Here is an 8,751-nt window from a genome sequence, read left to right as displayed (position 1 = left end):
GAGCTGGTGCAGGACGGCGATGGCGACGTGGCCGCCCCAGTAGATCCACACGAAGGTGGCGATGAACTCGTGCGCCTCCCGATCGGTGTGCAGGGCGGGCGGCAAGTTGCCGTTCTCCGGCAGCCACAGGAAGAGGATGAAGCCGGTCAGCGCCGAGCCGAGCACCGCCAGCAGGCCCAAGGCGTGGGTCAGGGCCGACAGGCCGCTGTGCTCCTCGCGCCAGGGCAGGCGCAGGCGCCGCAGCGACTGCAGATCGGCTTTCAGCGCGCGCCATTGCGCCGCCCGCAAGGGCAGCATGGTGCTCCAGCGTACCGGCGCCGGGCCGACCAGGCTCCAGACGAGATGCGCCAGGACCAGGACGAAGGCTGCCACGCCGACCCATTCGTGGCTTTCGAAGATCAGGGCGTCCATGCCGCGCAGCGGCTCGCCGGGCTCCGGGCCCTCCATGACCAGGCTGATGAAGAGCTGGTAGGTGACGGCCAGCGCCAGCCCCAGGTGCAGCCAGCGCGTGGTGGGGTCGTAGCCGGCGTGGGCAGCCGTGAATTGGACCATCTCTGTCCTCCTCATGTCAGATGTGCTCGAATATCAGCGCCGCCGGCCCAAACCGGCCGCGCGCCTGCCGAATTGCCTCAGTCTTTGGTGCTTGGCGCTTCCGGCCGGTTTTCCAGGACCTTGCCCGTCTTGGCATCCACCCCGACTTCGTGCAGGGCAGCGGCTTGGCGTATCACATAGGAATAGCGGAGTCCGCTGCCCCCCTGCTCCCGCTCCAATTCCGCCTTGACGACCGTACCCGGGAACGTCTTCAGGGCAATGCTGCGGGCTTGTGCCGATCCGATCTTCGCTTCCCTGGCCAGCGCGGCATCCGGATGCTCGGCGGCCTGGGCAGCGCCAAACAGGCCCGCCAGGGAGCCGGCCAGCGTGGCGGCATACAGGACGTGCTTTACGGTTTTCATCTGGCATCTCCTTGAACTCGGGTTCGCCGGCTGGCGAACTGTCGACCAAGGTAAGCTCCTTTCCTTAAGAGCCACTTAAAAACGCGGCGGATGACGCCGCCTTCCCCGGGAAGGAGCGGAAACGCCGGTGCGTGGTTCAGCGAGGTGGCCCGACGTGCTAGTTTGTATGGCATCGCCATTTTCAACCATCTGGCTGAAGGAGGAAGGATGCGCCTGCTGCTGGTCGAGGACGACCCTATGATTGGGGAAAGCATCCGGACAGGTCTGCGCAACGACGGATTCACCGTCGACTGGGCGAGGGAGGCCCGCCAAGCGGAGGCGGTGCTGGGAAGCGAACCTTATGCCCTGCTCCTGCTGGACCTTGGCCTGCCCGACAAATCCGGCCTGGATTTGTTGCGGGATCTGCGCCGCCGCGTCGACCCGCTGCCGGTGCTCATCATGACGGCGCGGGACGCCGTCAGCGATCGGGTCAATGGGCTGGACATGGGAGCGGACGATTATCTGGTGAAGCCCTTCGACTTGGATGAGCTGGCGGCGCGCATCCGCGCCTTGCTGCGGCGCCACGCCGGGCGAGCGGAACCGCTGCTCGTGCATGGCGCTCTGGTTGTCAACCCGGCGACGCGCGAGGTGTTGCACCAGGGCCGGTCCGTGTCCTTGTCCGCGCGCGAGTTCGCCGTCCTGCGCGTCTTGATGGAGCGTCCCGGCGCGATCCTGTCCCGCGCCCAGATCGAGGAGCAGATCTACGGCTGGCACGAGGAAGTGGACAGCAACGTGCTGGAGGTGCACATCCATCACCTGCGCAGGAAGCTGGGTGCGTCGGCCATCCTCAACGTGCGCGGCCTGGGCTATCTGATGGGCGAGCCGTGATCGGTTCCATCCGGCGGCATCTGCTGACTTGGCTGTTGTCGGCCCTGTTCTTGGTGACCGTGATCACGGGCGGGGCCACCTATTTCAAGGTGCGCGAAGAAGTGGACGAGCTGCTGGACTACCAGATGCGCCAGATCGCCCTGTCCCTCTCCCGCCAAGCGCGTCCAGCGCCGGTCTTGCCGATCCTGCCGCCGGCCGAACGCGAAGAGGAAAACGACTTCCGCGTCCAGCTCCGGACTCGCTCCGGCGTGCTGCTCTACTCCTCCCTGCCCGCCACCGTGGCCCCAGCGTCGGCACGGCCGGGCTTCGCCATTCTGCCAGGCCCGTCGGGGCCGTGGCGGGTTTTTACCCTGCGCGACCGGCAGATCATCCAGGTATACCAATCCCTGGCGGCGCGGCGTGAAATGACGGCCGACATCGCATTGCGCGCGCTGCTGCCGCAGCTGTGGCTGATGCCCCTGCTCGCCCTGCTCATGGGAATCGCCGTCGGCCGCAGCCTGCGGCCCCTGGCCAGCTTGGCCACTCACCTGCAGGCCCGGCGTCCGCTGGAGCTGGCCCCCCTCCCCGTTGCCGACATGCCTGCGGAGATCCGGCCGGTGATTCGGGCCATGAACCAGTTGCTGGCGCGCCTGGAAAACGCTTTTTCCCTGCAGCGGCGCTTCGTGGCCGATGCTGCCCACGAGCTCAGAACCCCGCTGACCGCCATTCGCCTTCAGGCGCAGGCAATCGAACGGGCTCCCGATCCCGCCGCGCGGGCGGCGGCGATCAGGCAACTCATGGGTGGGACGGATCGGGCCGCGCATCTGGTCACGCAACTCCTGCTCCTGGCGCGCCACGACCCGGATGTGGCCCGGCAGCCGCTGACGCCCGTGGCGCTGATTCCAGTGGTGCATGCCGTGCTGGCCCAGCACGCGCCCCTCGCCCAGGCACAGGGGATCGATCTCGGCGTGGCCGAGCTGGCGCCGGCGACCGTTGCGGGCGATCCGGAAGCCTTGCACGTCCTGCTGGGCAATCTGGTGGACAACGCCATCCGCTACACGCCGTCCGGCGGCGTCGTGGATGTGGGCTTGCGCAGCAGCGGCAATGCCGTGACGCTGTCGGTGACCGACACCGGGCCTGGCATCCCGCCGGCAGAGCGCGCCCGCGTCTTCGACCGCTTCCATCGGGGCCGACACCCCGCCGTCGCCGGCAACGGACTGGGATTGGCCATCGTTCGCGACATCGCCCAGCGCCATCGGGCCGAGATCCGGCTCGGCGACGGGCCGAAGCGGACGGGGCTGTCGGTCGAGGTGATTTTTCCGGCTGCAGCGTCTTAAGTCCAGATTAAGCGACGTCTGCTAAGGTGCAGACCGTACCCGCCGCAAGCGGGATTCGTACACTCATCCGTCGCTCAGGAGCTTTCTTGCACAGGCACAACCACGGGCTGCGGACGTTGTCGGTCGGCGCGAACTCCGCCGCGGCCGGCCGTCACTGGCTAGCGGGCTGGTGTTTACTCGCCCTGGCGGGCTGCGCCGCCTACCATCCCGCGCCCCTGGACGAAGCCCGGCTCAACCAGGCGCTCGCCACGCCCGCACCCGGCCGGCTCGCCCGCCAAGCGGCGCATCTGCAGCAGCTTCGCATTCCACCGATCACGCTGGACTTCTCCAGACCCTTCACCGGCGAAGAGCTGGCGGTGATCGCCGTGCTCGTCAATCCCGAGCTCCAGGCGTTGCGCACCCGCGAACGCGTGGCCCAGGCCCAGGTCTTTGCCGCCGGCCTGCTGCCCGATCCCCAACTGGCCGCCAGCCTGGACCGACCATCGAGCGGCCAGGCTCCTGACCTGATGAGCGCCTACAACTTGGGAGTGAGCTGGGACATTGCCGGCTTGCTCACCCGCAAGGCGAACCAGCGCATCGCCCGGGACAAGGCGTTGCAGGTGCATTACGACGTTGCCTGGGCCGAATGGCTGACGGCCAATCAGGCGCGTCTGCAAGCCGCCCGCCTGCATTATCTGGCTGCCCAGGAGGCCGTGGCCCGGGAGGCTGCCGCAACCGCCGACCGCCTGTATCAGATCACCCGCCAAAACGTGCAGCGAGGTGATGCCACCCTGGTGGATCTGGGTTTGCGGCAGGTGGCCCTGCTCGACGCCCAAGACCGCGCACTGACGCTGGCGCGCGCGCGGGAAAAAGCCCGTCAGGAGCTCAACCGCACTCTGGGGCTGCCGCCGGAGATGCCGCTTCCGCTCGCTGATCGCTTTCCCCTTCCACCGCAGCGCCCGCTTGACCCGGCTCGGCTCTTCACCCGGGCCGAAGGCGCGCGCCTCGATCTGTCCGCCCTGCGGGCCGGCTATGCCAGCCAGGAAGGCACGCTTTATCGGGCCATTCTTGGCCAGTACCCGCGCTTCAACCTGGGCCTCGGCCGGGCGCGCGACACGGGCGGGGTGCGGACGCTGGGCTTCGCCGTCACGCTCGACCTTCCCCTCTTCAACCGCAATCGCGGCGCCATTGCCGAGGCACGCGCCACGCGCGCGCAGCTCTATGCGGAATACGTGGCCCGCCTGCATCAGACCCGTTCGGACATCGCGGCTCTGGTGGCCGACCTGGCCGAAATCCAGCGGGAGCGCACGATCCTGGCCGAACAGTTGCCCAGCTTGGACCTGGCCGAGGAAACCCTGCGCAGGGCGGTGGCGGAAGGCAACGCAACCCTGCTCAGCTACGAAGCGGTACGGGCCAGCTACCTGGACAAGCGGCTCAAGCTGCTCAGCCTGGAGCAGGCCGCGGCGGAACAGGACGTGGCACTGCAATTGGCCATAGGCGAGGCCTGGCCATGAGGACGAGCAATGGCTAGACGGCTGCGCATTTCCAGACATCTGTGGTCGGCGCTCGCGGGCTGGGCAGTGCTCATGTCCGCCAGCGTGGGCTTCGGCGGCACCCCCGGCGGGCCCTCGGTACTGGCTCAGGCCAGTCCGGCGCGGCTCACGGCCATGCGCGAAACCATCACCGTCTATGGTACGGTGGAGTTTTCGCCGCAACATACCCAGGTTCTGGATCTGCAGGCCGAAGGACTGGTCGAGAGCGTGTACGTGGCTGCCGGCCAGCAGGTCCGCAAAGGTGCCATGCTGGCGATGATCCGCAATACCCCCAACGACCTGCTCGAACTCGACCGGGCCCGTATCGATGCCGCCTTCGCCCGCAGGGACGTGGATCGGCTGCGCGGCCTGCGTGTGCGCCAACTCGCGACCAACGCGGAGGTCCAGGTGGCGGAACAGAATCTGGCCAGGGCCGAGGCGCTGCTTACCAATGTCCGCAAGCGCCTGGGCAACGCGTCCACCCGGACTCTGCGCGCCCCCATGGACGGCGTGGTCGAAGCGGTCAACGTCCGCCAAGGCGACATCGTGCCGGCGGGCAATCCCGTGCTGCGCTTGGCCAAGGGCGACCGGCTGCGGGCACGCTTGGGCGTGGAGGCGGAGGATCTGCCGCGGGTGGCCGGCGGCCAGCGGGTCAGCATCACCCCCGTCTATGGGGAAGCAGCCCCGGTCACCGGCCAGGTACGCCAAATATACCGCCAGATAGACCCCAAGACCCATCTCGCCGAGGTGGTGGTGCCGCTGCCCACCATGCCCAGTCTGTTGCCGGGCAGCATGGTGCGCGGACTGCTGGTGCTGCGGGACCTTCCCGCGGTGCTCGCCGTGCCGCGCTCGGCGGTGCTCTACGCCGATGGGCGGCCCTACGTCTTTGTCGTCGACCGGGGAACGGCGCGCCGGCGCTGGGTTCGAGCCGGGCTGGATGACGGCCGGCAAGTGGAGATCCGCGGCGGGTTGCAGGCGGGCGAGCTGGTGGTCACGGTAGGCAACTACGAGCTGCGCGACGGCATGGCGCTGCGCCTGCAGTCGGGGGCCAGCCGATGATCGGACCCTGGATGCAGCGGCACCGCCGCTCCATTCTGGTGCTGCTGGCCCTTTTGGCTCTCGGCGGCGCCGCCATGGCCCTGCGCCTGCCGGTCGCCCTCTTTCCCGACATCAGCTTTCCCCGCATCGTGGTCAGCGTGGACGCCGGCGACCGGCCCATCGACCGGATGGTCACCGAAATCACCTTCCCGCTGGAACAGTCGCTGCGGGCAGTGCCGGACGTGCGCGGCATCCGCAGCACCACCAGCCGGGGGGCGGCGGAGCTGTCCGTGAATTTTGCCTGGGGCAGCGACATGGTCTCCGCCCTGCTGCAGGTGCAATCCGCCGTCAACCAGGTCCTCCCCCAACTGCCCCCAGGGGTGCGCTTCAGCGCCCGGCGCATGGACCCCACCGTGTTTCCCATGCTCGGCCTGGCGCTGACCTCTGACAGCCGCGATCTGGTCTCCCTGCGTGATTTCGCCTACTACCAGTTGCGCCCCCTGCTCTCCAGCGTGACCGGGGTGGCGCGCGTGGAAGTGCTCGGCGGGCGGCAAGCCGAATATCAGGTGGTCGTGGACCCGGCGCGGCTGCAGGCGCTGGGGCTGTCTTTCAGCGACGTGACCCAGGCTCTGTCCGCCAGCAACGTGGTAGGTGCCGTCGGGCGCCTGGAAGACCACTACAAACTTTACCTGCTCCTGTCCGACACCCGCCTGCACAGCTTGGCCGACCTCCGCCGCACCATCGTCAAGAGCGGCCCCGACGGCGTGGTGCAGCTCGATGACATCGCCGCCATCCGCTTGGCGGAGCGGCCCGAATGGACCCGAGTCACCGCCAATGGACACGATGCCGTGCTGGTCAACATCCTGCAGCAACGGGGGGCCAACACCGTGGCCATCGCCCATGCGATCCAGGCACGCCTGGCCGACTTCAAGGGACATACGCCGCCGGACATTCGGATCAAGCCCTACTATGACCAGTCGGAACTGGTGACCGCCGCGGCGGTCAGTGTGCGCGACGCCATCGCCATTGGCGCGCTCTTGGCAGCGATCATCCTGCTGGCCTTCCTGCGCAACCTGCGCATCACCCTGGTCATCGTTCTCGTCTTGCCCGGGGTGATCGCGGCCACCGTGCTGTTGCTCCAGGTGTTTCACCTGAGCTTCAACATCATGACGCTGGGTGGTTTGGCGGCAGCGGTGGGACTCATCGTGGATGACGCCGTGGTCATGCTGGAACACATCATGCGGCGCCTGAGCGAGCGCGCTGAGCCCCCGCCGCAGCACGGGCCGGTCTTGGCAGCCGCACTGGAAATGACGCGGCCGCTGGCCGGCTCCTCCCTGGCTACGGTGATCGTGTTTCTGCCCCTGGCCTTCCTCGGAGGCGTCACCGGCGGCTTTTTCAAATCGCTGGCCCTGACCATGGCGGCCAGTCTGGTGATCTCCTTCTTCGTCGCCCTGCTGGCCGTACCCCTGCTGGCCGATATCCTGATGCAAAAAAACGATATCCGCCGACTGGAGATGGCCGGACCTGTCATGCGTCGGCTCCAGCGTACCTACGGGCGCATCATGGGACGGCTGCTGCGCCGGCCAGCGCTGGCGCTGCTCATTCTGTTCGGCCTTGGGTTGCTGGGCTATCTGGCCTATACGCGCGTGGGCTCGGGTTTCATGCCGCGCATGGATGAAGGCGGCTTTGTGCTTGACTACAAAGCCCCGCCAGGCACTTCCCTGAGTGAAACCGATCGGCTGCTGCGCCAAGTGGAGGACATCATCCGCCGGCTCCCGGAGGTGGACAGCTACTCCCGCCGCACCGGGCTGCAGCTCGGCGGCGGGCTCACCGAGGCCAATCAGGGAGATTTCTTCATTCACCTGAAACCCACGCCCCGCCGTTCCATCGATGTCATCATGGCGGATCTGCGCCGGCGCGTGGAGCAGGAAGTACCCGGATTGCGGATCGAGACCGCCCAACTGATGGAGGATCTCATCGGCGACCTGACTGCGGTGCCGCAGCCGATCGAGATCAAGCTGTTCGGCGACGACGGCGCGCAACTGCGCGCTCTGGCGCCGCAGGTGGCGACTCGCATCGGGCGGGTGCCGGGTGTGGTGGAGGTGTTCAACGGCATCACCATTGCCGGGGATGCGGTGGACATCCGGGTGGATCGCGTCAAGGCGGCGCTCGAAGGGCTGGATCCGGATTTCGTCACGCGCCAATTGCAAGAGCAGCTCGCAGGCACGGTGGCGAGCCAGATCCAGATGGGAGAAAAACTGGTGGGCGTACGAGTCTGGGCGCCGGGCAACCTGCGCGATCAGGTGGACGCCCTGAGCCATCTGCGCATCCGTGCCGCCGATGGTCATTACGTGACCCTGCGTCGCCTCGTCCACATCCGGATCAGCGAAGGTCAAGCCCAAGTGGTACGCGAGAACCTCAAGCAGATGGTGGCGGTCACCGGCCGCATCGAGGGCCGGGATCTGGGTTCCACCATCCGCGACGTCCGGGCCGCCCTGCGGGATCTGCCGCTTCCGCCTGGCGTCTACCTCGAATACGGCGGCCTCTACCAGCAACAGCAGCAATCTTTTCATGATCTGCTGATGGTCTTCGTCAGCGCGGTGCTGCTGGCCGGCGTGCTGCTGCTTTTCCTGTACGAGCGCTTCGCCGTGGTGCTGGCAATCCTGCTGACCACGCTGACCTCCCTGGTCGGCGTCTTCCTTGGCCTCTGGATCACGGGCACGGAACTGAACATTTCCGCCATGATGGGACTGACCATGATCGTGGGCATCGTCACCGAAGTGGCAGTCTTCTACTTCGCGGAAACGGGCACCCGCTCTGATGCGCGCAGCCTGATCCGGGCCGGGCAGCTGCGCATGCGCCCGATCTTCATGACCACCATCATCGCCATGCTGGCCTTGCTGCCTCTGGCGCTGGGCCTCGGTGTCGGCGCGGCCATGCAAACCCCGCTGGCGATCAGCATCATTGCCGGTTTGGCACTGGCCGTGCCGTTGGTGCTCCTGCTGATGCCGCCGCTCTATCTGTTGCTGGACCGGAGCGCACGCAAGCCTTGAAAGCGCGGCGGGC

General features: G+C 67.4%; 7 protein-coding genes. 5 read left to right on the top strand and 2 right to left on the bottom strand.

Annotated features, from left to right (window positions below):
- Together G579_RS0114900 and G579_RS0114895 are read right to left on the bottom strand one after the other, a co-directional pair.
- Nucleotides 1–552, bottom strand: a 552-nt coding sequence (locus G579_RS0114900; protein ID WP_028990814.1) for a cytochrome b/b6 domain-containing protein, incomplete at its 3' end; no start/stop codon positions are given.
- A gap of 77 nt (nucleotides 553–629) precedes the next feature.
- On the bottom strand, nucleotides 630–953 hold the full coding sequence (locus tag G579_RS0114895) for a PepSY domain-containing protein (protein WP_028990813.1): 324 nt from the start codon (nucleotides 951–953) through the stop codon (nucleotides 630–632).
- Between the two features lie 207 nt (nucleotides 954–1,160).
- Here G579_RS0114895 and G579_RS0114890 point away from each other — a divergent pair, with 207 nt between their 5' ends.
- The 5 genes from G579_RS0114890 (at nucleotide 1,161) to G579_RS0114870 (ending at nucleotide 8,738) form a co-directional block, all read left to right on the top strand.
- On the top strand, nucleotides 1,161–1,820 hold the full coding sequence (locus tag G579_RS0114890; protein ID WP_028990812.1) for a response regulator: 660 nt from the start codon (nucleotides 1,161–1,163) through the stop codon (nucleotides 1,818–1,820).
- Nucleotides 1,817–3,136 (top strand): ATP-binding protein, encoded by a 1,320-nt coding sequence (locus G579_RS0114885; protein ID WP_051181776.1) that lies wholly within the window; start codon nucleotides 1,817–1,819, stop codon nucleotides 3,134–3,136. The genes G579_RS0114890 and G579_RS0114885 overlap by 4 nt, the downstream gene beginning before the upstream one ends.
- Before the next feature lie 86 nt (nucleotides 3,137–3,222).
- Nucleotides 3,223–4,629 carry a TolC family protein gene (locus tag G579_RS0114880; protein ID WP_230973860.1) on the top strand — a complete coding sequence of 469 codons (1,407 nt, stop codon included), beginning with the start codon at nucleotides 3,223–3,225 and terminating at the stop codon, nucleotides 4,627–4,629.
- 9 nt (nucleotides 4,630–4,638) lie between these two features.
- On the top strand, nucleotides 4,639–5,706 hold the full coding sequence (locus tag G579_RS0114875) for an efflux RND transporter periplasmic adaptor subunit (protein WP_028990809.1): 1,068 nt from the start codon (nucleotides 4,639–4,641) through the stop codon (nucleotides 5,704–5,706).
- The gene (locus G579_RS0114870) at nucleotides 5,703–8,738 is read left to right on the top strand and encodes an efflux RND transporter permease subunit (RefSeq protein WP_038020191.1); all 3,036 of its coding nucleotides are present in this window, start codon (nucleotides 5,703–5,705) and stop codon (nucleotides 8,736–8,738) included. Before G579_RS0114875 ends, G579_RS0114870 begins: the two co-directional genes overlap by 4 nt.
- The last annotated feature ends 13 nt before the right edge of the window (nucleotides 8,739–8,751 follow it).

Origin of the sequence: Thermithiobacillus tepidarius DSM 3134 (genome assembly GCF_000423825.1) — a bacterium.
GTDB classification, from domain to species: Bacteria; Pseudomonadota; Gammaproteobacteria; order Acidithiobacillales; family Thermithiobacillaceae; genus Thermithiobacillus; species Thermithiobacillus tepidarius.
This window is presented reverse-complemented; position numbering and strand designations above follow the sequence as displayed.